Source organism: Winogradskyella sp. UBA3174, from assembly GCF_002364335.1.
Classification (GTDB): domain Bacteria; phylum Bacteroidota; class Bacteroidia; order Flavobacteriales; family Flavobacteriaceae; genus Winogradskyella.
In genome coordinates this window covers 48,706-74,002 of the sequence record NZ_DEXW01000077.1, presented here as the reverse complement: position 1 = coordinate 74,002, position 25,297 = coordinate 48,706, and the positions used below count along the sequence as shown (strand labels likewise).

The 25,297-nt window shown below is 32.1% G+C and carries 21 protein-coding genes; 12 read left to right on the top strand and 9 right to left on the bottom strand.

Annotated features, from left to right (window positions below; translation table 11 throughout):
• Nucleotides 1-13 precede the first annotated feature (13 nt).
• A complete protein-coding gene (gene asnB / locus B2U95_RS14800; protein ID WP_296317492.1) occupies nt 14-1,819 on the bottom strand; it encodes an asparagine synthase (glutamine-hydrolyzing) in 1,806 nt (601 codons plus the stop codon).
• Between the two features lie 409 nt (nt 1,820-2,228).
• Between asnB and B2U95_RS14795 the strand changes: the two genes are divergently transcribed.
• Nucleotides 2,229-5,852 carry an Ig-like domain-containing protein gene (locus B2U95_RS14795; RefSeq protein WP_296317490.1) on the top strand — a complete coding sequence of 1,208 codons (3,624 nt, stop codon included), beginning with the start codon at nt 2,229-2,231 and terminating at the stop codon, nt 5,850-5,852.
• Nucleotides 5,853-5,977: 125 nt separating this feature from the next.
• Here B2U95_RS14795 and B2U95_RS14790 read toward each other — a convergent pair whose 3' ends face one another.
• The 8 genes from B2U95_RS14790 to B2U95_RS14755 form a co-directional block, all read right to left on the bottom strand.
• Complete coding sequence (locus B2U95_RS14790) at nt 5,978-7,357, bottom strand: nucleotide sugar dehydrogenase (RefSeq protein ID WP_296317488.1); 1,380 nt, start codon at nt 7,355-7,357, stop codon at nt 5,978-5,980.
• A 157-nt stretch (nt 7,358-7,514) separates the two neighbouring features.
• Nucleotides 7,515-8,534 carry an NAD-dependent epimerase gene (locus B2U95_RS14785; protein ID WP_296317487.1) on the bottom strand — a complete coding sequence of 340 codons (1,020 nt, stop codon included), beginning with the start codon at nt 8,532-8,534 and terminating at the stop codon, nt 7,515-7,517.
• A gap of 96 nt (nt 8,535-8,630) precedes the next feature.
• Nucleotides 8,631-9,002: a hypothetical protein gene (locus B2U95_RS14780; RefSeq protein WP_296317485.1), complete on the bottom strand. Its 372-nt coding sequence runs from the start codon at nt 9,000-9,002 to the stop codon at nt 8,631-8,633.
• A 30-nt stretch (nt 9,003-9,032) separates the two neighbouring features.
• Nucleotides 9,033-10,232, bottom strand: a complete 1,200-nt coding sequence (locus B2U95_RS14775; RefSeq protein ID WP_296317483.1) for an alanine dehydrogenase — start codon at nt 10,230-10,232, stop codon at nt 9,033-9,035.
• Nucleotides 10,233-10,342: 110 nt separating this feature from the next.
• Entirely contained in the window at nt 10,343-10,897 is a 555-nt protein-coding gene (locus B2U95_RS14770) for a hypothetical protein (protein ID WP_296317481.1), read from the bottom strand.
• Entirely contained in the window at nt 10,839-10,982 is a 144-nt protein-coding gene (locus tag B2U95_RS14765) for a hypothetical protein (RefSeq protein ID WP_296317480.1), read from the bottom strand. Before B2U95_RS14765 ends, B2U95_RS14770 begins: the two co-directional genes overlap by 59 nt.
• Nucleotides 10,983-11,138: 156 nt before the next feature.
• Nucleotides 11,139-11,603 (bottom strand): tRNA (adenosine(37)-N6)-threonylcarbamoyltransferase complex ATPase subunit type 1 TsaE, encoded by a 465-nt coding sequence (tsaE, locus tag B2U95_RS14760; protein WP_296317479.1) that lies wholly within the window; start codon nt 11,601-11,603, stop codon nt 11,139-11,141.
• A gap of 274 nt (nt 11,604-11,877) precedes the next feature.
• Nucleotides 11,878-13,425: a bifunctional response regulator/alkaline phosphatase family protein gene (locus tag B2U95_RS14755; protein ID WP_296317478.1), complete on the bottom strand. Its 1,548-nt coding sequence runs from the start codon at nt 13,423-13,425 to the stop codon at nt 11,878-11,880.
• 41 nt (nt 13,426-13,466) lie between these two features.
• Here B2U95_RS14755 and B2U95_RS14750 point away from each other — a divergent pair, with 41 nt between their 5' ends.
• The 11 genes from B2U95_RS14750 (at nt 13,467) to B2U95_RS14700 (ending at nt 25,132) form a co-directional block, all read left to right on the top strand.
• On the top strand, nt 13,467-14,696 hold the full coding sequence (locus B2U95_RS14750; protein WP_296317476.1) for an HD domain-containing protein: 1,230 nt from the start codon (nt 13,467-13,469) through the stop codon (nt 14,694-14,696).
• Nucleotides 14,697-14,747: 51 nt separating this feature from the next.
• The gene (lpxD, locus tag B2U95_RS14745; RefSeq protein ID WP_296317474.1) at nt 14,748-15,776 is read left to right on the top strand and encodes a UDP-3-O-(3-hydroxymyristoyl)glucosamine N-acyltransferase; all 1,029 of its coding nucleotides are present in this window, start codon (nt 14,748-14,750) and stop codon (nt 15,774-15,776) included.
• Nucleotides 15,763-17,169 (top strand): bifunctional UDP-3-O-[3-hydroxymyristoyl] N-acetylglucosamine deacetylase/3-hydroxyacyl-ACP dehydratase, encoded by a 1,407-nt coding sequence (locus tag B2U95_RS14740; protein ID WP_296317472.1) that lies wholly within the window; start codon nt 15,763-15,765, stop codon nt 17,167-17,169. The genes lpxD and B2U95_RS14740 overlap by 14 nt, the downstream gene beginning before the upstream one ends.
• 93 nt (nt 17,170-17,262) lie before the next feature.
• Nucleotides 17,263-18,048, top strand: a complete 786-nt coding sequence (gene lpxA, locus B2U95_RS14735; protein WP_296317470.1) for an acyl-ACP--UDP-N-acetylglucosamine O-acyltransferase — start codon at nt 17,263-17,265, stop codon at nt 18,046-18,048.
• An 87-nt stretch (nt 18,049-18,135) separates the two neighbouring features.
• Entirely contained in the window at nt 18,136-18,702 is a 567-nt protein-coding gene (efp, locus tag B2U95_RS14730) for an elongation factor P (RefSeq protein ID WP_296317468.1), read from the top strand.
• 80 nt (nt 18,703-18,782) lie between these two features.
• Complete coding sequence (locus tag B2U95_RS14725) at nt 18,783-19,718, top strand: UDP-3-O-(3-hydroxymyristoyl)glucosamine N-acyltransferase (protein WP_296317466.1); 936 nt, start codon at nt 18,783-18,785, stop codon at nt 19,716-19,718.
• Nucleotides 19,719-20,129, top strand: a complete 411-nt coding sequence (locus tag B2U95_RS14720) for a nuclear transport factor 2 family protein (protein WP_296317465.1) — start codon at nt 19,719-19,721, stop codon at nt 20,127-20,129.
• 80 nt (nt 20,130-20,209) lie between these two features.
• On the top strand, nt 20,210-21,082 hold the full coding sequence (gene sucD, locus B2U95_RS14715) for a succinate--CoA ligase subunit alpha (RefSeq protein WP_296317462.1): 873 nt from the start codon (nt 20,210-20,212) through the stop codon (nt 21,080-21,082).
• Nucleotides 21,083-21,291: 209 nt separating this feature from the next.
• On the top strand, nt 21,292-22,038 hold the full coding sequence (fabG, locus tag B2U95_RS14710; protein ID WP_296317461.1) for a 3-oxoacyl-[acyl-carrier-protein] reductase: 747 nt from the start codon (nt 21,292-21,294) through the stop codon (nt 22,036-22,038).
• A 233-nt stretch (nt 22,039-22,271) separates the two neighbouring features.
• Nucleotides 22,272-24,305: a VWA domain-containing protein gene (locus B2U95_RS14705; RefSeq protein WP_296317459.1), complete on the top strand. Its 2,034-nt coding sequence runs from the start codon at nt 22,272-22,274 to the stop codon at nt 24,303-24,305.
• Between the two features lie 11 nt (nt 24,306-24,316).
• Nucleotides 24,317-25,132 carry a prohibitin family protein gene (locus B2U95_RS14700; protein ID WP_296317457.1) on the top strand — a complete coding sequence of 272 codons (816 nt, stop codon included), beginning with the start codon at nt 24,317-24,319 and terminating at the stop codon, nt 25,130-25,132.
• Nucleotides 25,133-25,297: the final 165 nt, after the last annotated feature.

Genomic DNA, 25,297 nt, shown 5'->3' with positions numbered 1-25,297 from the left:
GTTTTCTTAGGTTCTAATTAAATCCAAATTCTTCGTACCACTTACTCAAAACAAATAGTTTCCAAATATTTGGTGTATGACTTTGTTTGTTATTCATGTGCTCTTCTAACATTTTTTTAAATTTTTCCACATTTAAGTTTGGGACTTTATTTAAAAAATCGTCGTTAAGAGCGGTCATAAATTCTTCTTTCAATTCACTTCTCATCCAATTACCAATAGGAACTGCAAAACCTCTTTTTGGTTGATTAAACACTTCTTCGGGTATATATTCTTTTAATATATCTCTTAATATTTTTTTCTGTCTTCCTTTTTCATACCTAAAATGCATTGGTAGTGTTCTAGCGTATTCTATGACTCTATAATCTAAAAATGGACTTCTAACTTCAACAGAATAAGCCATACTTGCTCTATCAACTTTTACATTACTGTCGTTTTCTAGCCAAAGTTTTATATTAAGGTCAGCAGCTTTCTGAAGGAAAATGTTTGACCATTTTTTGTAACCTTGATAGTGCTTCATCCAACTATGATTTCCCTTTTTTAGGAGCAACCCTTTCCTAGAAAAAATATTCTCAATAAAGTCATTTCTAGTTTTAGTGGTTAAAGCATTTCTTACACGATGTGAGTTTAATCTAAATAGTTTTAAAAATAATGGCTTGGATAGAAATTTTCTAATAGGATAAGGAATATCAATAATAGACTTGTTTTTTATTAAAGAATCAAAATACGGGTACCCTATAAAACTTTCATCGCCACCATCACCAGAAAGTGCAACGGTGACGTATTGTTTTGTTACTTTGTTTAATAATAATGAGGGTAAAGCAGAACTGTCTGCAAAGGGTTCATCATATACTTCTGTAAGCTTCGGAATTAATTTTAAGATATCATCAGGACTGCAAATTGCTGTAATGTGTTTGGAATCAATTATTTCGGCATATTTTTCTGCGATTTTACTTTCATCAAACTTTGGGTCATCAAAACCAATTGAAAACGTATTAATCTGGGTAGGTGATACTTTTGCTGCAATGCTCGATACCAAAGCAGAATCTATTCCTCCAGATAGAAAGGATCCTATAGGGACGTCGGATTGCAGCCTAATCTTAACGGCATCAATTAGTAATGCATGCAACTCTTTTTTTGCGTCCTCATATGAAATGTCTTGTATTTTCACTTCCTTTAAATTCCAATATTCCTGAATTATTAATTCATTAGTATTAAAATCTAGTTCCATATAGTTTCCTGGTGGTAGCTTATAAATATGTTGTGCTATTGTGTAAGGGCTAGGAATAAACATGCAGTCTAAAAACATAGATATGGCATCTTCGTTTATCTTCTTATTCTTTAGCAGTGGTCTTATTTGACTGCAAATCTCTAGTTCGTTGTCATTCCAGTAATAATAAAATGGTTTTACACCTAATCGGTCTCTAGCAGAAAATAATGTATTTGTTGTAGCATTATATATGCTAAAGGCAAACATGCCATTAATTTTATCTAGAATAGATTTGCCCCATTGTTTGTAACCTAATAAAAGTACTTCGGTGTCACTTTCGGTTTTGAAATTATGACCTAAGTCTGAAAGTTCTTGTTTTATAGCCTTATAATTATATATTTCACCATTAAAAACTATTGTTAGATTTTCATACTGCATGGGTTGATTAGAACGTGGGTCTAAATCTAAAATAGATAAACGAAGATGACCAAAAGTTAGATTATTAACTTTCTCTATACCTGTATAGTCAGGTCCTCTAAACGAAATTGAATCCAGTTTTTCTTTTACTACACTTTCTTCAAAAACAATATTTGTTAAGTATATACCGCACATTTGGTTAGTTTTTTGTAAAAAAAAGCAATTTTATTGTAATACCATTATCTTTTTTTTAAAAACCGTTAAAAAATTAATGTAGCTATACTATATACTAAATTGGTTTTTTATAAATTCCTATCTAAATTTTTGAGCTACAAACTATTAATAATAAGGTCTAAACTCTATTGTTTTTGTAAATAAATTCTTGAGAATGTTAAAGTTAATTTTTAAACGTCTAAAAAATGTATTTAGACGTATATAAACCATAATTTAACCGATAAAGTAATTTTAAGTAAATAAATACCTACAAAAAATTACATTATGTCGAATAATTAAGTACTTAACCTTGTTAATTGCAATTTATTTTTTAAAATTGTTCTAAACTTAATTTAGAAAGAATATCTATTTTATGAAAGCCCAAAAGAATATGACTAAAATTACTTTTAGTATCGCCTTTTTATTTACCCTTTTCTCAACTTTTAATTCTTATGCTCAGTTACCAGCTTTTCCTGGAGCTGAAGGTTATGGTAAATATGCCGTTGGAGGTCGAGGCGGTCAAGTTATAAGAGTTACAAACCTTAATGACTCTGGTGCTGGAAGTTTACGTGCTGCTATTGATGCAAGTGGTCCTAGAACAGTCATTTTTGACGTAGGAGGCCGTATAAACCTTCAAAGCACACTTACGATCAATAATCCTTTTATAACTATTGCAGGACAACACAGTGTTGGTGATGGTATTACTTTAAGTATGGAAGGCACACCAAATGACGTCGTATTACAAGTACAGACAAATGATGTAATTATTAGATATTTAACATTAAGGCGTTCTGAATTTGAAGTTTCTGAACAAAATTCAGATAATCTAGTAATAACAAACGCACACAATGTTATTATAGACCATTGTTCATTTAGTTGGGCTAGTGATGAAAATATAGCAATTTATGATTATGATGGAAATAATGAAGCTAATGTTTATGATATAACCATACAGAATTCTCTTATAGATACAGCTTGGGGAGGAAACGATAAAGGAATAATAGCATCGGGTGGTGTTGATAGATTAACTTTTTATAATCTTTTGTTTTCAAGTGTAGGGCAAAGACAACCATTAATTAAAAACGAAACAGGCAATTATGTAACAGAAGATACTTATTTTGAAATTATAAATACGGTAACATTTGAAGGCAAATTACACGCATCCTTTCCTAATAACATAGAAGAATCAGGCACTAAACATCTAAATTATATAAATAATCTTTGTATTGATTCTGGCTTTTCAAGAAATATGCTATATGTAAGCACTGCTTATCCTGTTTCAATATTTACAGAGGGTAATATTAGTCCACTAAGAACTTCAATTACATCACCTGTTGATTGGGATGAAGAATGGAGCGTTGTACAGCCTGGCGGAGGTTCTTCAGACGTACAGAATACATTAAATACATCTTATAGAGTAACAACACCTAAGAACACACCTATTATTGCCGATGGTGTTGTATTGATAAATGCTGTAAACTTATTTGATAGTCTTAAAGACCATGTCGGTGCTTCATTACCAACAAGAGATAGTGAAGATGCTAGAGCTATTAATGATGTTGAAACTCAAATAGCAACGGCACCTGTTACTTCAGGAACATTTCCTATACTCACAAGTGGTACTCCTTTTACAGATGTAGATAACGATGGAATGCCAGATTTTTGGGAGATATTAGAGTACGGAAATTTAGTTAGCAACGGTGTAGTAGATACTGATATAGATGGTTATACAGATTTAGAAGAATATTTAAATCAAACGGCAAATGGTCAAATTCCAGATGTTCCAGCAGAGAGTGTTGTAATAACACCAAATACAGCTACGATAAACCTACCAGATTCTGTAGCCTTGTCTACAGCTTTTACACCAGTTAATACTTCAAACCAAAGTGGTGCATGGACTTCTAGCAATTCTAGTATAGCGACTGTAGAGACTAATGGTTTAGTTACTTCCGTTTCTGAAGGACTAGCAACAATAACATTTACATCTAACAGTGGAGGTTTTATAGACACAGCTGAAATTACGGTAACTAATATTGTTATTCCTTTAGAGTCGGTTTCAGTTAGTCCAATAGATGTTACTTTAGAAATTAGTGAAAACACGCAACTTACAGCAACACTTATCCCTACCAATACAACAGACTCATCTGGTACTTGGACAAGTAGTAGTGATTTAATTGCAACAGTAGATGAAAATGGTTTAGTAACAGCTATTGGTCAAGGTCAGGTAGACATCACTTATACATCTAATAATGCAAGTTTAACTGCCAGCTCTAGTATTACAGTAATCGATACATTTTTTGGAACTTATGAGTTTTACAATGCCTCTACAGATCTATTAATCCAAGGTATTACAGGAGATACAGACATAGATTTAACAGATGAGGGAAATGAAATAAACTTTAGAAGTATACCTCAAGGAGGCGATTTAAACACAGAAGTAGAAAGTGTAAGAGTAGATTGGGTAGGTCCATCTTCGGGTACATGGATAGAAAGTGGAACTATATATGCAGGTCTTCCTAATGGCCATGTAGGTTTAAATTTTGAATCTTATGTAGTAGAAGAAGGTACCTATAATTTTACAATTACATACTACAGTGCGGATGGAGCAGGAGGAGATGTTGTTGCAATTGATAATTTTTCACTGAATTTTTTATTCGATACCGCACAGGTAGCAAATGCTGGTATCGACCAATCTATATGTGTAGGGGAAACGACTACTCTAACTGCTACTGGTGGTACAAATTTTTTATGGAATACAGGAGAAACTTCTGCTTCCATAGAGGTTAGTCCAACGGAAACTACACTATATAATGTTATAGCTTTTAATGATACCGGTGAAGAGACTACTAGTAGTGTAATAGTGAATGTAAATACACTACCTTTAGTAACAGTTAGTGATGACGTAATAATTTTAGAAGGAGAAAGTACGACATTAACTGCAGTTGGCGCTAATGCCTACCTTTGGAGTACAGGTGAAACATCAAATTCTATCATAGTGAGCCCATTACAAACTACGACATATATTGTTTTTGGTATTAATGGAGGTTGTGAAGTACAAGAACAAATTACAGTAACGGTAGATGAAATCTTTGAAGCTTCCGCAGGTGAAGACGAACGCGTTTGTGAAAATGATAATTATGAGGTAGAATTATCTGCTAACCAAGGTGATAGTTACCTTTGGAGTACTGGAGAAACGTCTCAAAATATTATAGTTAGTCCATTATCTACAACAGATTATAGCGTAACCGTTACTTTGGGTGAAGAACAAAGCTCTGATGTTGTTACTGTTTTTGTAGACCCAAACCCTAACGTTGTTATTGTGAACGGTGAGAGTTTAGATATATTAAGCGGTGATTTTATTACACTATCAGCCTCTGGTGCTAACAATTATGAATGGAATAATGGAGCAACACAACCTAATATTGCTATTAGTCCATCTGAGACTACAGTTTTTGAGGTTAGGGGTTATATAAACGATTGTTATGACGATAAGAATATTACTATAAATGTTTATGAACCTGTAACTGCTTATGCTGGTGAGAATGTTTTATTATGCTTAGATGATTCCATAGTATTAACGGCCTCTGGAGGTGACGAATATTTATGGAGTACAGGGGAAATTACACCATCTATTGAAGTAGCGCCTGCAGAGACCACAGATTATTATGTTACTGTATTTAATGCTGTAGATTTTGATGAAGCTTCTGTAAGAGTAGAAATAGATTTTGATTGTAACTTAGAGCCTTCGGATGAAAATTTAGATTTCAATATTACAATATATCCAAATCCTGCAAATGATATTGTAAATATTAAAATGCAAGGCTCATTTGAGACATCTGATATAAAATTATATGACTTAACAGGTAAACTTGTACTTTCAAAGACAGTAACAAATCAATATTACGATCCTACTGTAAATACACAATTAAATATAAGTGCTCTTGATGTCGGAGTTTATATTATAAGAATTAAAGATGAATACAATGAAATTACTAAGCGATTAATTGTTAATTAAACTATATGGGCTAGATGATAAATAGGCAATACAGATTATATAAAATATAAGTGAATTAAAAAAGCTCTAAGATGATAACATCTTAGAGCTTTTTTTAAGTGTGTCAATAAAATTTAAAATAAATATTACTTTCCTATTGACGAATATTCAAAACCAATAGTTTCCATTTCAGTTTTGTCTAATATATTTCTACCATCAAATATAAATGCTGGCTTTTTCATGCCATCGTATATTTTTCCCCAATTATAAGTCTTAAATTCATCCCATTCTGTCATAATAGCTATGGCATGTGAATTTTCGGTAGCTTTGTAAGGGTCTTCAAAAGCTTTAACTAAATCATTATTTTCTTCTTCGGTTCTTGTATTTAGATAATTTAAATCTGATTGAATTTTTATACCAGAAACCTTTGGGTCATAAACGGCAATATGGGCTTGCTCACTTAATAAATGATCGGCAACGTATATTGCTGCTGACTCTCTTGTATCGTTGGTGTCTTTTTTAAACGCCCAACCTAGCATCGCTATTTTCTTTCCAGATACGGTGTTATATAATGTACTTATTAAATTATCTGAAAATCGTCTTTTTTGATGGTCGTTAAGAATAATTACTTGTTCCCAATAATCTGCAACAGCATTTAAGCCATAACTTCTAGCAATATAGACTAAGTTTAAAATATCTTTTTGAAAACATGAACCACCAAATCCAATAGAGGCATTTAAAAACTTTGAGCCAATTCTAGAGTCCATACCAATAGCCTTTGCTACTTCACTAACATTAGCCTCTGTATGCTCGCATAATTCTGAAATTGCATTTATAGAAGAAATTCGCTGTGCTAAAAACGCATTAGCGGTTAACTTTGATAATTCTGAAGACCAAATGTTAGTTCTTAGTATTCTATCTTGAGAAACCCAGCTACCATAAACCTTAGCTAAACTTTCAATAGCAGCCTCAGATTCACCACCTATTAAAACGCGATCTGGATTTAATAAATCCTCGATTGCTGTTCCTTCTGCTAAAAATTCTGGATTTGATAAAATTTCAAATTTAACTTCACTACCGGTATTATGTAGAATACTCTTTATGGCTTGTGCTGTTCTAACAGGTAAAGTAGATTTTTCAACTACAATTTTATCCGTTGTGGCAACTTCAGCAATATTCCTAGCGCATAACTCAACATATTTTAAATCTGCAGCCATTCCTTTACCCTTACCATAAGTCTTTGTAGGTGTGTTTACTGAAATAAAAATCATCTCAGATTCACTAATGGCTTGATCTATTTCAGTTGAGAAAAATAAATTCTTACCACGAGTTTCTTTAACAATTTTAGCTAAACCTGGCTCATATATAGGCAAATTTGAAACATCTTCGTCATTCCAAGCAGCAATACGCTCGGCATTAATATCCACAATAGTAACTTTAATTTTCGGATTCATTTTTGCGATTACTGCCATAGTTGGTCCACCAACATATCCAGCACCAATACAACAAATATTTGTAATTTTCATAGCTTTAAGTTTATTTGATTTGGGTTTATTTTTAATGACAACAAATTTGTAAGAAATAATTTGATTAGTCTAAAATTTTATATCAACGACGCGTTTTTACGATAAACTTCATAAGATTAGTAAAAGTGCTATAAACTATCGTTAAAATACAGTACAATTAATTGTAATATCCTTTAAACCAATCGATAAAATATTTAACACCTTCTTTAATCGAAGTATTAGGGCTATAATCATAATCTTTGATCAATTGATTAACATCTGCCCAAGTTCGTTCTACATCACCAGGTTGCATAGGTAACATTTCTTTGGTTGCGACTTTGTCTAAATTATATTCTATCTCTTTTATAAAGTCTAATAACTTAACAGAGTTATTATTACCAATATTATATATTTTGTAAAATTCATTATGATCTATTCTCTTTTCAGATGATTTTTCAATAATTCTAACGACTCCTTCAACAATATCATCGATATATGTGAAATCACGCTCCATTTTGCCATGATTAAACACTTTAATAGGTCTGTCTTTTACAATAGCGTCTGTAAATAAAAACATTGCCATATCTGGTCGTCCCCAAGGTCCATAAACGGTAAAGAATCTTAATCCCGTTGTCGGAATCTTAAATAAATGACTGTATGTATGAGCCATTAATTCATTACTCTTTTTCGTAGCTGCATACAAACTGATTGGGTAGTCAACATTGTCATCAGTAGAAAATGGTATTTTTTCATTAAGACCATAAACACTAGAGCTACTTGCATAAACAAGATGTTTTATATCATTATGTCTACAGCATTCAAGAATATTAAGAAATCCTACTAAATTTGAATCTATATAAGTTTCAGGATTTTCTAAACTGTATCTTACACCTGCCTGAGCAGCTAAATTACAAACAATATCAAATTTTTCTTTTCTAAATAAATGAGGTAATTCTTCTCTGTTTTCAAGATTCATTCTTATAAATGTGAAGCTTTCATTTTTGCTTTTGCAAAGTGAATTAAATTCTTCAGCTTCATTTTGATTTATTCCAAGTTCTTTTAGTCGAGAAAACTTTAAGTTTACATCGTAATAATCATTGATGTTATCAAGTCCTACAACCTTATGTCCTTTTTCTAATAATACTTTTGAGACATAAAACCCTATAAAACCTGCTGCTCCAGTTACTAATACTTTCATAATCTTATGCTTACTGTTTTTTATAATGATTTCAAAGATGTGAATTTAGATTGAAAAATTCTAAAATTTTGTATAAATATTTTAGATAAATTAGTATTACAAATATTTCACATCTAAAAGCGTAGCTATAGAATCACAATTTTGAACTTTAAGCACCATATCAAGATCTTTGTAGCTATTCTCTATGTGATAAACTTTACATGAATCTAGTTCTTCTTTACTTTTTGAAAAGTCAACACTACCATATTTTACTAAATTTAACATGGTTATAGAATCTAGTGAATTTTCTTTTACAAAATCAGAAGCGGTACTAGAATAAACCATAGGTTTAGAGCTTATATTCTTTACGGTTCTAGCGTTTGGACCATAGTCACAAGATGCGTCTTTACCATTTAAAAAAAACATTAAAAGTATAAGGCCTAAAGAAAAACCACCAAGGTAATAGCCTAATCGATGTATAAACTTCATAATATAAAAGAAATGCTGTTAGTTCTAAAATTAAAAAATTAATAGGTTGGCATCACTATAATCTAAGCCATACCATTCGGCTACAGATTTGTTAGTTAAAATGCCATGGTAAAAATACAACCCATTTTTTAATCCGCGATCAAAACGAAGTGCATTTTCTATACCACCATAGTCTCCTATTTCTAATAGGTAAGGGGTAAAGATATTACTAATTGATACTGAAGCTGTTCTAGAATATCTTGCAGGAATATTTGGTACACAATAATGTATAACACCGTTATGATCAAAAGTTGGATGATAGTGTGTAGTAACTTCACTAGTTTCAAAGCAACCACCCATATCTATACTAACATCTATAATAACAGAGCCACGTTTCATATGATCTACCATAGTTTCAGTAACTATAATAGGTGATCGATTTACACCTCTTACGGCTCCAATAGCAACATCACAACGCTTTAAAGCTTTTAGAAGGTTTTTAGGTTGCATGGTTGATGTGTATATCGTACGACCAAGATTATTTTGAAGACAACGTAGTTTGGTTATAGAGCTGTCAAATACTTTTACATTTGCACCTAAGCCTATTGCAGAGCGTGCAGCAAATTCTCCAACAGTACCAGCACCTAAAATAACAACTTCAGTTGGTGGCACACCATTTATATTACCTAGCATTAATCCATTACCTCCATTAACATTAGATAATAGCTCAGAAGCAATTAATATGGAAGCTGTACCGGCAATTTCGCTTAATGAGCGAACAACTGGATATGCACCATCTTCATCTTTTATATATTCAAAAGCTAAAGCAGTAATACGTTTTTTTGCTAAGGCTTCAAAATACCCTTTGCTTTGTGTTTTTATCTGCAATGCAGAAATTAGAATAGTTTGTGGGTTTATTAAAGAAATCTCCTCTATTGATGGCGGTTCTACTTTAAGAATAATAGGGCAGGAGAACACCTTAGTAGTATCTTTAGTGACTTCTGCACCAGCTTCGCTGTAATCTTTGTCTTTGAAGTTTGCACCTTTACCTGCACCAGATTCAAATAAAACACGATGGCCATTTGCAGTTAATGCAGAAACGGCGTCTGGAGTTAGACATACACGTTTTTCTTGAAAGTGAGTTTCTTTAGGAATACCTATAAAAAGGTTTCCTTTTTTCTTGTAAACCTCTAAGGTTTCCTCTTGTGGTAATAATTGGGCTTTAGTAAAAGGTGATAAAGGCTTACTCATTTAAGTTAGTTATTAGCATATAGTACTTGCAAGATAACAAAAGGCTATATACTTAGAATTAATCTAACTCAAATTACGAATAATTTTTAAATCAAATATAAATTAGATATTTAAAAATACTGACTAATCTTTCCCCAAAGTGTTTTAGGCTTTATCATAAACTCTTCTTCGAGCTCTTCCATTGTTTTATCTGCATCGTTTATCTTACTGAACATCTTTGCTCGAATCAAATAAATTGAAGGGAAAATAAAGGCCATTATTGGTAATAGATATATAATATGAAATTCATCCATAAAAATAATATCATCATTTAAAGCACCAATGCATTGAAAAGAAAACATAGTTATTGGTATAATTAAAACATGATACCACCAATGCCTACAAGTGAAAAACCAAATAAGAGATAAAATTAAGGGGATAACTTTCATTGAAAGTACCCACATAGCAACATTTGCATCGCCATATTGTATGCTTTTGTATGTGCCAAAAATAGTTTCCCAACTTTCAGTAGTTGGAACATACTCATATAAATAAAACAAAAAGGGAGTACTTGCAATAAAAGATGCAATAATACTCCCAGTTAAAATCTTTCGATTATAAAACTTTTTATCCGTGTGTTGGGACTTTAAGTTTTCTTTTGTCAACTTGTGTTGTAACTTCTCCATCTAAGTCAATAATGTTAGTTGCTTGTACAGTAAATAACATTCCTCCGAAGATAGCAATTGCTAGTACTAGTTTTTTTGTATTCATAATTCAAGGGATTTAATTAATTAATTAGTACAAATTTATAGCGTATTGGTCGCTTGTAAAAATCAAATTATGTTAAAGTCCAAGAAATTATGTGTTTTCAATTACGGTTTTTCCGTAACTCACAAACTATCTTTAGGAATATTTGTTGAAATTTATTTAAAATTTCGGTTCTGTCATAGCACTATTTTGGGTTAATTTATTTGTTTCTATAGTTAATCTGAGGGATCTTGTATTAGTATCTATGTTAGTTATAGTAATGGTTTGGGCGTTTTTAGGTATTAAATTTTCAATGCGCTCAGACCATTCCATAAACAACCAATGCTCACTATCTAAGTAATCTTCAATACCAAAATTATAGGCTTCGTCTAAAGATTCTATTCTGTAAAAATCGAAATGGAAAATTTTATCACTAGGGATATCGTATTCATTTACTATCGAAAACGTAGGACTCGTAGCCATATCATTACTTCCCATTGCTTTAATCAATGCTTTAATAAATGTGGTTTTACCAGTTCCCATTTCACCATTAAAAAGAAGTGTTTTAACTTTTAAATGTTTTAAAACTTCTTTTGCAATAGTATCAATGTCTTCTAAATGATATGTAAAAACTAACGTTTCCAATAAAATTTTAATTATTTGTTGCGACAATATTAAGCATAAATATTGTGAATTCCTAGAAAAAAGCGTGTTTCATCGGGTTTTTTTGCTTTTAATAGATTTTATATAAGAATATGAGTGTTGTACTTTATTAATATTTCCACAATGTCTCAATATGATATATGTATTGGTTTTCTGTGTTTAGAAGTAATTTAGTGACAACTCACTTGCTTGTTTTCCTTTATTCATTTTAGAAATTAGTTATCTTTTATATCTAATACCATTTTCAGAACAATAACTATTTAGGATCCATAACTACAAAAGGAATAATCATTTCTTCTAAAGACACACCACCATGTTGATAGGTGTTTCTGTAATAACTTACATAATGATTAAAGTTATTTGGGTAAGCCAAAAATAAATCACCTTTAGCAAAAATAAATGAACTGCTCATAGTTAGTGATGGTAAGTGAACTGATTTTGGGTCTTTTATGGCCAACACATCTTTTTCTTGGTAGGTAAGGCTTCTACCTGTTTTGTAACGTAAATTTGAACTCGTATCTCTATCTCCAATAACTTTAGATGGTGCTTTTACATTTATAGTGCCGTGATCTGTGGTTAAAATTAATTTAAAACCGAGTTGCTGAGAAAGCTGAATCATTTCTAATAACGGTGAATTTTTAAACCAACTAACCGTTAAAGAACGGTAGGCTTTATCATCTGAGGCCAGCTCTTTAACAACGTCCATCTCTGTTTTGGAGTGCGAAAGCATATCTACAAAATTATAAACAATAACGTTTAAGTCGTTATTTTTTAAAGAACGAAAATTTTCAACTAATTTTTTACCAGCTTTCAAATTTGTGATTTTGTGATAGTCGTATTTTATATTAGAAAGCCCTAAGCGTTTTAATTGTTCTCTCAAGAAATCAGCTTCATGCATATTTTTCCCACCTTCATCGGTGTCATTTTTCCAATACTGAGGAAATAGCTTTTCCATATCTGCAGGCATTAACCCTGAGAAGATAGCATTACGTGCATATTGCGTAGCAGTTGGTAAGATGCTGTAAAAAGATAATTCTGATGCTTTCTTATAATAGTTATTTACTATAGGTTCAAAAGCTTTCCACTGATCGTAACGTAAATTATCTATAACTATTAATAAGGTAGGTTGCTTATCACTTAACTCTGGTACTACTTTGTCTTTAAAAAGTGTATGAGACATTATAGGTGAATCCGTGTTGGGCTGAAACCAATCTTCATAATTTTTCTCAATAAATTTACCAAACTGTGCGTTGGCTTCCGTTTTTTGTGACTCAAGAATATCTGTCATTCCTACATCTTCAATGCCTTCAAGTTGTAATTCCCAATAAACTAACTTTTGGTAAAGGACTACCCATTCTTCATAAGAATTAACCATAGATAAATCCATAGCAATTTTTCTGAATTCTTGCTGATAATTAGAAGTGGTTTTTTCTGAAACTAATCGTGAATGATCTAAATTTTTCTTTAAACTCAATAATATCTGATGTGGATTTACAGGTTTAATTAAATAATCAGCAATTTTATTACCAATGGCTTCTTCCATAATATATTCCTCTTCACTTTTTGTAATCATTACAACAGGAAGATTGGCACGACGTTCTTTAATTTCATTCAAAGTTTCAAGACCAGTTAAACCCGGCATATTTTCATCTAAGAAAACAATATCAAAATTTGTATCGTTAATAATTTCTAAGGCTTCAGTACCACTTTGGCAAGTGGTAACTATATAGTGTTTTTGCTCTAAAAAAATGATATGTGGTTTTAACAAGTCTATTTCATCGTCAACCCAAAGAATATTTATCATGTTGGTGTATATTTGTTTCTTAATTATTGAATTTTAAAGTTTTGTCTACAAAAAACAAACTAAAAATATTTAACGATCCAATCTACGGATTTATTACTATCCCCAATTCGTTAATTTTTGATCTCATTCAGCATAAGTACTTTCAGAGGTTACGTCGTATCAGTCAAATGGGATTATCTTATTTGGTTTATCCTGGTGCGCACCACACACGTTTTCATCATGCATTAGGAAGTATGCACTTAATGCAAAAAGCGTTGAATGTTCTTCGTTTTAAGGGTGTTGAAGTATCTGAAGATGAAGAAAACGGACTTTTAGTTGCTATTTTATTACACGATATTGGGCATGGCCCTTTTTCACATGCTATGGAACATAGTATTGTTAATGATATTTCTCACGAAGAAATTTCACTCCGTTTTATGGAAGAACTCAATGAAGAATTTAACGGAAGTTTAACGTTAGCTATTTCAATCTTTAAAGGCGAATATCCTCGAAAGTTTATGTGTCAGCTCATATCGAGCCAGCTAGATATGGATAGAGCAGACTATTTAAAGCGCGATAGTTTCTATACAGGTGTTGCTGAAGGTAATATAAACAGCGAACGTTTAATTACAATGCTAAATGTGGTGAGAGATGAGTTAGTTGTTGAGGAAAAAGGCATCTACAGTATAGAGAAATTTTTAGTAGCTAGACGTTTTATGTATTGGCAAGTCTATTTGCACAAAACAGGCTTGGTTGCAGAGCAACTAGTAATTAGAGTACTAAAACGTGCTAAAGAATTAGTAGACAAAGGATCCAAATTACAATGCAGCATAGCACTAAATTATTTTCTTAATTCCGAAATTAATACAATGAGTTTTACAAAGGAGACGTTAAGTGTTTTTGCAAAACTCGATGATTATGATATTATATCAGCGATGAAAGATTGGCAACATCACAACGATTTTGTTTTGAGTAATCTTTGTGAAATGATAATAAATAGAGATTTATTAAAAATAAAGCTGAAAAATAAACCAATAGATGCAATAGCATTAAATGAGCATTGTAAAGCGCTTATTGAAAAATATAATATTACGAAGCAAGAAGCTGACTATTTTGTATTTACAGGCGAGATAACAAATCAGGCTTATCAAATTAAAAAACAAAATATTAATATCCTTTTAAAGTCCGGTAAAATAAAGGATATTGTGAAGGTATCAGATCAATTAAACCTGAAAGCATTAAGTAAACCCGTGACGAAATACTATATATGTTATCCTAAAAAGAAAATGTGATACATTTTTTCTATTTTTGCGGAAACCAACAGACTAATTAAAATCAATTAATTGAAATTTACAGCAGAACAAATCGCAGGTATTTTAGAAGGAACAGTCGTTGGCGACCCTAATATTGAAGTTTACAAATTATCTAAGATAGAAGAAGGTGTTAAAGGATCATTAACATTTTTATCTAATCCAAAATACACTCCTTATATATATACAACAGATGCCTCTATTACTATTGTAAATGCGGACTTTGAGGCAGAAAATCCAATCCTAACTACCTTAGTTAAGGTAGAAGATGCCTATGAAGGATTTTCAAAATTACTAGAATATTACAATCAGATTAAGTTAAACAAGTCTGGCATTGAGCAGCCCAGTTTTATAGCAGAAACGACTAAAGTACCCGATGACGTTTACGTTGGTGCATTTGCTTATATAGGAGATAATGTTGAAATTGGTAAAAATGTAAAGATTTTTCCTAATGCTTATGTTGGTGATAATGTAACATTAGGGAACAACACCGTTATTTTTGCAGGTGGTAAAGTCTATGCAGATTGTATTATAGGTGATAATTGTGTCATAAATTCGGGTTCAATAATTGGAGCTGATGGTTTTGGGTTTGCTCCAGGTAAAAATGGTGAATATTCTAAAATTCCACAGATTGGTAATGTGATTATAGAGGATTTTGTAGATATTGGCGCAGGTACAACTGTAGACCGAGCTACAATGGGATCTACAATTATAAGATCTGGTGTAAAGCTAGATAATCAAATACAGATTGCGCACAATGTAGAAATAGGTAAAAATACTGTAATTGCAGCACAAACTGGCGTAGCTGGTTCTACTAAAATAGGCAAAAGTTGCCTTATTGGTGGACAAGTTGGTATTGCTGGTCATTTAGTTATCGGTAACAATGTAAGAATACAGGCACAATCTGGTATTGGTAGAAATGTAAAAGATAATGAGATCTTACAAGGTTCTCCAGCCTTTACTTACGGTGACTTTAATAAATCGTATGTGTATTTTAAGAATTTACCTAAACTAGTTAAAACTATAAACGAATTAGAAAAGAAAGTAGATGGCCATAATTAAAACGGAAATCAAACAAAAAACTATCGAAAAAGAAGTCGCACTCAGAGGTGTTGGCCTTCATACAGGTGCTGACGTAACATTGGTTTTTAAGCCAGGTGTAGAAAATTCAGGCTTTTTATTTGAACGTGTAGATTTAGAAGGAAGCCCAAAGATAGAAGCAGACGCTAGCTATGTCACAAATACCCAACGTGGAACATGTTTAGAGAGAAATGGTGTCACTATCCAAACATGCGAACATGTACTTGCGGCTTTGGTAGGGTTAGATATAGATAATGCTGTTATAGAATTAAATGCTTCAGAACCACCAATAATGGATGGCTCTTCAAAATTCTTTGTCGAAGCTATAGAAAAAGCTGGTATTATAGAACAAGAGGCTTTCAGGGAAGAATACGAAGTAACTCAGGTAGTTTCATACGCAGATGAAGAAACAGGAAGTGAAATAATCCTTATGCCATCAAATTCTTACCAAGTAACTACAATGGTAGATTTTGGTACTAAAGTCTTAGGAACTCAAAATGCTACGATGACTTCTGTCGCAGATTTTAAGACTGAGATTGCAGATGCTAGAACTTTTAGCTTTTTACATGAAATTGAAATGCTTTTAGAGCATGGTTTAATAAAAGGTGGTGACCTAAATAATGCTATAGTTTATGTTGATAAGGAGTTGTCACCAGAGACTATGGAGAAGTTAAGGATAGCTTTTAATAAAGATAAAATAACCATAAAACCTAATGGCATTTTAGATAACTTAACGTTACATTATCCTAATGAAGCTGCACGACATAAATTATTAGATGTCGTTGGGGATTTAGCTTTAATAGGTACTCGTATTCGTGGAAAAGTTATAGCGAATAAACCAGGTCATTTTGTGAATACCCAGTTTGCTAAAAAAATGTCTAAACTTATTAAGAATGAAAGGCGTAACAATATGCCACAGGTAGATTTGAATTCTACTCCATTGATGGATGTTAATCAAATTATGGATATGCTACCGCACAGACAACCATTTCTATTGATAGATAAGGTTTTTGAGTTAACAAAAAATCATGTCATTGGAATGAAAAATGTCACCATGAATGAAGAATTCTTCAGAGGACATTTTCCAGGTGCACCGGTAATGCCAGGTGTTTTAATAGTTGAAGCTATGGCACAGACTGGTGGTATCTTGGTTTTAAGTACAGTTCCAGATCCTGAAAACTACCTCACATTTTTCATGAAAATGGATAAGGTAAAATTTAAACAAAAAGTTGTTCCTGGCGATACTCTGATTTTTAAATGTTCGTTAATTACACCAATACGAAGAGGTATTTGCCACATGCAAGGTTATGCTTATGCAAATGGTAAATTATGCGCAGAAGCTGAATTAATGGCCCAAATTTCAAAAGTAAAATAAAATGAACCGAGTGGAATCCAATATATTAAAAGATAACTGTAAGTTCCGAGGCGAACATATTTTTACAGCTTTATCAAAACTAAAACTTGAAAAATGAACCAACCTTTAGCTTACGTACATCCTGGGGCAAAAATCGCTAAGAATGTAGTTATAGAGCCTTTTACAACCATTCATAATAATGTGAAAATTGGTGAAGGCACTTGGATAGGAAGTAACGTTACCATTATGGAGGGTGCTCGAATTGGAAAGAATTGTAATATTTTCCCTGGTGCTGTGATTTCTGCTGTACCACAAGATTTGAAATACAATGATGAGGATACGACTGTAGAGATAGGAAATAACGTAACTATAAGAGAATGTGTGACCATAAATCGAGGTACAACTGACAAAATGAAAACCGTAATAGGTGACAATTGTTTAATTATGGCGTATTGCCATATTGCACATGATTGTATTGTGGGTAATAATTGTATTTTTTCTAATAATAGTACTTTAGCTGGGCACATTACTATTGGTGACTATGTTGTATTAGCAGGTATGACAGCTGTTCATCAATTTGTCTCTGTAGGAAATCATGCCTTTGTCACTGGTGGATCTTTAGTTCGTAAAGATGTACCGCCTTTTGTAAAAGCTGGTAGAGAGCCATTATCTTATGTCGGAATTAATTCCGTAGGCTTAAGACGAAGAGGATACACATCAGAAAAAATTAGAGAAATTCAAGGAATATATAGAATATTATATCAAAAAAATTATAATAATACACAAGCGTCAGATTTTATTGAAGCAGAGTTGGAAGCGACTCCAGAGCGAGACGAAATTCTTCAATTTATTAAGAATTCGCATCGAGGAATTATGAAAGGCTATTTCAAATCCAATTAATTTCAAAAAGCGAGCGTAGAAAATACAAGAAATTTAATCGTTCAGAATAAAATATAAAACTAAACGGTTCAACAAATAAACAAATTTATGGCAAGTACTTCAGATATTAGAAACGGATTATGTATAAAATATAATAACGATATATATAAAATTATTGAGTTTCTTCATGTAAAACCTGGTAAAGGCCCTGCTTTTGTTAGAACTAAAATGAAAAGTGTTACTAGTGGAAAAGTCTTAGACAATACATTTTCTGCAGGTCATAAAATTGAAGATGTTCGTGTCGAAACTCATAAATTTCAGTATTTGTATAATGATGGTGAGTTCTTTCACTTTATGAATGAGGCTGATTACACACAAATAAGATTATTAGAAGCTGCTCTTGACAATCCTGGTTTAATGAAAGAGGGTCAGGTAGTTACCATTCTTATCAATACTGAAGATGATATGCCACTTTCGGTTGATTTGCCAGCATCTGTTATTCTTGAAGTTACATCTACAGAGCCTGGAATTAAAGGTAATACAGCAACTAATGCTACTAAGCCAGCAACTGTTGAGTCAGGAGCAGAGATTAATGTGCCTTTATTCATAAACGAAGGCGATAAAATCAAGGTTGAAACAGAGAAAGGAACTTATAAAGAACGTGTAAAGGAGTAATTATTAAGTTAGCAGTCACAGTATTCGGTATGCTATTAAATGCTACTTTATCACTAAAAACTGTGACTGAAATCTAAATTATGAAGTTTCCAAAACCACATACTTTAAAAGAAATAGCCAAACTCATAGATTGTAGTTTTATTGGCCCTGAAGACTTTAAGGTTTTAGGCATGAATGAAATCCATGTTGTAGAAACTGGTGATATTGTTTTTGTTGATCACCCTAAATATTATGACAAGGCATTAGAATCTGCGGCTACTATTGTTTTAATAAATAAGGAAGTAGAATGTCCGAAAGGAAAAGCGCTTTTAATTTCGGAAGATCCGTTTCGAGATTTTAATAAACTCACACAGCATTTCAAACCATTTAAGTCTTCCAACGCTTCAATCGCAGATGATGCGTTTATTGGCAGAGGTACAGTTATACAACCAAACTGTTTTATTGGCAATAATGTGACCATTGGTAAGGATTGTATAATTCACTCTAACGTCAGTATTTATGATAATACCATAATAGGTGATAACGTAACGATTCATGCTGGCACTATACTAGGAGCAAGTGCCTTTTATTATAAGAATAGACCAGAAGGTTATGATCAGTTAAAATCTGGTGGACGAGTGGTTATAAAAAATAATGTTGATATTGGTGCACTTTGCACAATAGACAGAGGTGTTACTGGTGATACAACAATTGGTGAAGGCTCTAAATTAGATAATCAGATACAAATAGGTCACGATACTGTAATTGGTAAAAAGTGTTTAATAGCATCACAAACCGGAATTGCAGGTTGTGTTGTAGTAGAAGATAATGTAACCATTTGGGGACAAGTTGGTGTTAAAAGTGGTATTACAATTACAAAAGGAACAGTATTGTTTGCACAATCAGGATTAGGCCAAACGACTGAAGAAGGCAAAACTTATTTTGGTTCTCCTGCTGTAGAAGCAAGAGCTTTTTTTAAAGAACGTGCTTACATTAAAAAAATCCCTGAAATATTAAAAAAACTAAAAGATTTATAGATGTCAGCAAAAGAATTAGTTAAAGAATTTTACGGGTCAGATTTAGCAAATGATTCTAGTGTAGTAGCTAAATATTTTCACAAAGATTGCGAATTACATTGGAGTAGTAGTCAAGGATTCTCCATATTAAACTATAATGATATTGTTCATTTTTTTGAAGGCACTAGACAATCCTATAATAGCATTCGTTTTGAATTCACACATTTATTAGAAGTGGATGCAACAGTAACAACAAGGCATACACTATTTGCAAGTACTATTGAGAACCCTGAGAATGAAGTTGTTTTAGCACACTTTTCAACAATTTGGGAAATTATAAACAATAAGCTTTACAGAGGCTATGAGATAAGTCAACAAGCAGATGAAAACAACGGTAAGAGTCTTAATTCTTACTCTGAAAGAAAAATATAAAAAGCCTTCGGTTTTGCGTTTGAAAACTCTTATTTTTGCACAACAAAAAATTGAATTAAACTTAAAAACAAAAATATCTAATGAGCGTTTTAGTTAATAAGAATTCTAATATAATCGTACAAGGCTTTACAGGTAGTGAAGGTACATTTCATGCTGAACAAATGATTGAGTACGGTACTAATGTAGTAGGTGGTGTAACACCTGGTAAAGGTGGTCAAACCCATTTAGGAAAGCCTGTTTTTAATACAGTTTCTGAAGCTGTAGAAAAGGTAGCTGCTGATACAACTATAATTTTTGTACCACCAGCTTTTGCTGCAGATGCAATAATGGAAGCTGCAGATGCTGGTATCAAAGTCATCATAACTATCACTGAAGGTATTCCTGTTGCAGATATGATTAAAGCAGCAGCATATATAAAAAATAAAGAATGTCGCTTAATTGGTCCTAACTGTCCAGGTGTTATTACGCCAGGTGAAGCTAAAGTTGGTATTATGCCAGGTTTTGTCTTTAAATCAGGTACTGTAGGTATTGTTTCGAAATCAGGTACGTTAACTTACGAAGCTGCTGACCAAGTTGTAAAACAAGGTTTAGGTATAACAACAGCTATTGGTATTGGTGGTGATCCAATCATTGGAACAACAACTAAAGAAGCTGTAGAATTATTAATTAACGATTCAGAAACTGAAGCTGTCGTAATGATAGGTGAAATAGGTGGTCAATTAGAAGCTGATGCAGCTTACTGGTATAAAGAAAGTGGAAGTAAAAAACCAGTTATTGGTTTTATTGCTGGTGAAACTGCGCCTGCAGGACGTACAATGGGTCATGCTGGTGCAATTGTTGGTGGAAGTGATGATACTGCACAAGCTAAAAAGAAGATAATGAGAGAATGCGGAATTCACGTTGTGGAATCTCCTGCTGAAATAGGAAAGAAAGTCGCTGAAGTTTTAAGCTAATCTTTACCTTATAAACTGTTAAAAACCTTACAAAATCTTGTAAGGTTTTTTTATTTGATGCAACTTGTAATTGGTATATTTGATATGAGGCAAGGATTAATAGTTGTCTGTCCGAGTGATTTTTAACTTATATTAAAATTGAAAATTATATCGAGAACAAATAACACTTATAATGTCAATTTAGAACTAACTAATCTAACTTATAAAACATGAAACTATTAGAAGGAAAAACAGCAATCATTACAGGAGCTAGTCGTGGTATAGGAAAAGGTATCGCAGAAGTTTTTGCTCAACACGGAGCTAATATAGCATTTACATACAGCTCGTCAGTAGAAGCTGCAAACGAACTAGAGAAAGCACTGAATGCCCTAGGCATCAAAGCAAAAGGATACCAAAGCAATGCTGCAAATTTTGATGAATCTCAAAAACTAGCAGAAGATGTTTTGGCTGAGTTTGGCTCTATAGATATTCTTATAAATAATGCAGGTATCACAAAAGATAATTTGTTAATGAGAATGGCTGAAGCTGATTTCGATAAAGTCATAGAAGTTAACCTAAAGTCTGTTTTTAATATGACTAAAGCAGTAATGCGTCCTATGTTAAAACAACGCAAAGGGTCTATAATTAATATGAGTTCTGTGGTTGGTGTAAAAGGTAATGCAGGTCAAACTAATTATGCAGCGTCAAAAGCTGGTATCATTGGGTTTTCTAAATCAGTAGCATTAGAGTTAGGTTCTAGAAACATAAGAAGTAACGTCATCGCACCAGGTTTTATAGAAACAGAAATGACTGCTAAGTTAGATGAAGAAACTGTGAATAGTTGGAGAGCTGGAATTCCTTTGAAAAGAGGAGGTACAACACAAGATGTTGCCAATGCTTGTGTGTTTTTGGCAAGTGAGTTAAGTGCTTATATTACAGGACAGACTTTGCATGTTGATGGTGGTATGTTGACTTAAATTGTCATTACTACGTAGTCAGGAATCTCATGATTTATTTTTAAAATTAAATGCAAAAAACAAAAATCATAATATTATCTGTTTTATTTGTTGCATCAGGACTTGTTGTTTATGGACAAGGTTATGATGAACTAAAGTCATCTTAAGAAAAAATGAAGATTGATGAAAATGGATCGTATAAATCCGTTAACTGAAGATAGTATTTTAATAGAATAAAGAAGTTAATAACTTCAATGCAAACAGAAACAATAATATATATTATAATTGCTGGCATAACAGCGCTTTTATTAGCGCTGTTTCAGTATGTGTATAAGTCTAAATTAAAGTCGAAGCGTAAATATGTTTTAACTGTACTCAGAGCTCTTTCAATTTTTGGCATACTTCTATTGCTTATTAACCCAAAGTTAGAATCATTTAACTATTATGATGAAAAACCAACGCTAGTAGTTGCTGTAGATAATTCTGAATCTATTACATATCTAAAACAAGCGGAAAATGCTAAGACACTCTTTAATTCTCTTACCACAAATCCTGAATTAAAAAAACGTTTCAACATAAAAGCATACAGCTTTGGTAAAACGACTAATACTTTAGATAGTTTAAGTTTTAACGAGCATCAATCAAACATCGCGGAATCCTTAAAAAAACTAGGCGAAGTTTATGCGAATCAAACAGCACCAATAATTATGCTTACTGATGGTAATCAAACCTATGGAGTAGATTATAGTTTTGGAGTTAAAAAGATAAAGCAACCTATTTATCCACTAATTCTTGGTGATACAACCTTATATTCGGATTTAAGCATAAAGCAACTAAACGTTAATCGTTATGTATATTTAAAGAACAAATTCCCTATAGAAATCATAGCGAATTATAGTGGTGTTGTGTCAGTTACTACCGACTTAAAAATTTGGTCTGGTAATTCTATCGTCTTTAGAAAGCCAATAACATTTGATGCGTCTAAAACATCCGAGATTGTTTCAACAGCATTAATAGCTACTAGTGTTGGTGTAAAAACATATCGTGTTGAGTTAACGCCAATAAATACTGAGAAAAATAAAGTCAATAATTCAAAGAACTTTGGTGTAGAAGTCATTGATCAAAAAACAAACATTGCATTAGTTTCAGACCGATTACATCCAGATTTAGGGGCACTTAAAAAATCTATTGAAGGCAACGAACAGCGTAGTGTCTCAATATTAAAACCAAAAGAATATGTGTCTAAAATTGATGATTTTCAATTAGTTATATTATATCAGCCCAATAATAACTTTAACGAACTACTTAAGGAAATAAAAAACAGAAAATTAAATACATTTACAATTACAGGAGCAACTACCAATTGGAATATACTCAATAATACCCAAGATTATTTTAAGCAAACAATAACAAATCAAACAGAGAATTATCAACCTAATTTTAATACAAATTACGGAACATTTATAGTAGATAATTTAGACTTTAATAATTTCCCACCACTTAAATCAGAATTCGGTGCGTTCGCTATTACTGGTCCACATGATGTCTTGCTATATAAAACAGTAAATGGTATAACTACAGATCAAATTATGTTAGCAACTTTTGAAGCTAATACCACAAAACATGCTATTCTCAATGGTGAAGATATTTGGAGATGGCGTGCTCAAACATTCTTAGATACAGATAGTTTTGTAGATTTTGATAACGTAATTAATAAATTAGTACAGTTTCTTAGTTCTAATAAAAAGCGCAAACGAATTAATATAGATTATAAATCTTTTTATAATGGTAATGACGATGTTATTCTAACCGCACAATATTTTAATAAAAACTTTGAGTTTGATAAAGAAGCGTCTTTAAGTGTTGTATTAAGAAATAAAGACATAAATAGTTTAAAGGAAGTTCCGCTTTTATTAAACAATGGAAATTATAGAGTCGATTTAAGTGGTATTGAAGCAGGTTTGTACGACTTTACAATTAAGCATAACTCAGAAACTGTATCATCATCAGGTAGTTTTAAAGTATTAGCATACAATGTAGAACAGCAATTTTTAAACGCGGATGTTAGTAAGTTAGTATCTGTTGCGTTTAATAGCGGAGGTAAAGCCTACTTTAAAACAGAGTTAGAGCAATTAATTAACAATTTATTAGGAGATAAACGCTTTGCAACCATTCAAAAGAGCACTAAAAATATCGTACCTTTGATAGATTGGAAATATCTACTCGTATTAATAGCATTAAGTCTATTTATAGAGTGGTTTATTAGAAAATATAACGGATTAATTTAAAATAAAATAATATGGAAAAATTACCAAAATTTGGATTACCAATTTTAGTCGGAATTATAATAATGATTGTAGTTGTCGCAAAATCTGCTGTAACTATAGATTCTGGTGAGGCAGGAGTGCTTTTTAAGACCTTTGGAGAAGGTGTTGTAGTTGATGAGCCACCAATGGGTGAAGGATTTCACATCGTAGCACCTTGGAATAAGGTTTATATCTATGAAGTGCGTCAGCAAGAACTTTTTGAGAAGATGAAAGTATTGTCTTCAAATGGTCTAGAGATTCAAATTGATGCATCGGCATGGTATGAGCCAGTTTATGATCAGTTAGGTAACCTTCACCAATCATTAGGTCAGGGTTATTTACAACGTGTAATTCAGCCAGCTATCCGTTCAGCGGCAAGAAGTGTTGTAGGTCGTTATACACCTGAGCAATTATATTCTAGCAAGCGAGATGCTATACAAGACGAGATTTTTGAAGAAACTAAGAAAATTTTAGAAAAGCAATTTGTACAATTAAATGAGGTACTTGTTAGGGATGTAACTTTACCAAATACGATTAAGGAAGCGATTGAACGTAAATTAAAACAAGAACAAGAATCTTTAGAATATGAGTTTAGATTAGTAACAGCTGCTAAAGAAGCTGAGAAAGTAATTATTGATGCTAAGGGTAAAGCTGAGTCTAACCGTATTTTAAGCGCTTCTTTAACTGATAAAATTTTACAAGATAAAGGAATTGAAGCAACTGTAAAGCTTGCAGAATCACCAAACAGTAAAATTATTGTTATTGGTTCTGGTGATACTGGATTACCTATAATTTTAGGAAATCAATAAAAATTTGTTAATCCTTTGGATTTATAAAATAGTTTTCATAAACTTTGTTTCAACAAAAAAATAGTATGATTTTTATTCAATTACATCATCATTTTCATATAATCGCTCAAGCGAGGTGAAAATGTATTGAATAAATTAAAAATATATTTTAAAAACCCGTTTGAT